The sequence below is a fragment of the Oleiphilus sp. HI0086 genome (assembly GCF_001635225.1).
In genome coordinates this window covers 1-1,135 of sequence record NZ_LWFZ01000943.1, presented here as the reverse complement: position 1 = coordinate 1,135, position 1,135 = coordinate 1, and the positions used below count along the sequence as shown (strand labels likewise).

1 pseudogene is annotated in these 1,135 nt (G+C 54.6%); it reads right to left on the bottom strand.

Annotated features, from left to right (window positions below):
- Nucleotides 1-1,132 (bottom strand): annotated as a pseudogene (locus A3756_RS16940) (transposase); the annotation flags it as partial.
- Nucleotides 1,133-1,135 lie beyond the last annotated feature (3 nt).

The following is a 1,135-nucleotide window of genomic DNA, read 5'->3' as shown; positions in this document are numbered from 1 at the left end:
GCGGCTTGGGTACCAGTGCAGCCAGCTTGGCCATGAAGTCCATGGGTTCGAAGATCACATGGGTTGTGCCATTGCGATACGGGGTTTTGAGTTCATACCGAACGTGTCCATTGGAGGTCAATGCCAGGCGCTTTTCTGAAACAGCGGGTCGGCTAACGTAGCGGCAGAGCCGTTCGAGTTTATCCCTCTGATGTCCTTCGGCCATCACACCGGCATGGAGTGAAAACCCTGCCACTTTAGCCGCTTGGCCATAGCCTGGCTTCTCACTTTCGCAATGAGGGAAGGTTTGCAGGGTGAAGACCTTACTCCCTTGCTGGGGGCCGGTGGCGATGCGGTAAGTCACCGAGGAACCGTGCAGTTGCGTGAGTACATCTCCTCCTTCCTCGTCCAGCGTCAACCAGGTATTCTCGGCATCTCGCTCCAACAGACCGCGTTTTTCCAGGCAGCGAGCGACCCGGTGGCTGAGGGTGTTAACGAGCGCATTGAGTTCATGTTGAGTGGGTGCCTTGACCCGATGGAACCGCCGTTGGCCATAGGTATCTTCGGCGTATACGCCATCGAGAAATAGCATGTGGTAATGGACATTAAGGTTGAGCGCAGAACCAAAGCGTTGGATCAACGTCACTGCACCGGTTTGTGCGGTAGCCTTGGTAAAACCAGCCTGCCTAATTAAATGCGTAGAGACTGTGCGGTAGACAATGCCTCACACTTTACCCATCAGCTCTGGATGGCGAGCCAGCAGGAATCGTAACTGGAAGGGAAAGCTCAGCACCCACTGGCGTATGGGAACTTTGGGAAACACCTCATCCACCAAGAGCGCGGCACTCTCCGCCATCCGGCGGGCACCACAGCTGGGGCAGAACCCTCTGCGCTTGCAGCTAAATGCGACCAATCGTTCATGATGGCAATCCTCGCAGCGGACACGCAAAAAGCCATATTCCAGCCGACCACATTGGAGAAAATCTTCGAACTCTCTCTGAACGTAACGAGGCAAGCTTTGTCCCTGACCCTCCAACGAGGACTTAAAGACAGGATAATGTTCCTGAACCAATTGATAGAGGAGCGTCTTTTCGGGCTGATGGCGTTCATAGTATGGTGCTTGACTCGCCCAGACATTCCTTGCCGGTGACATGAG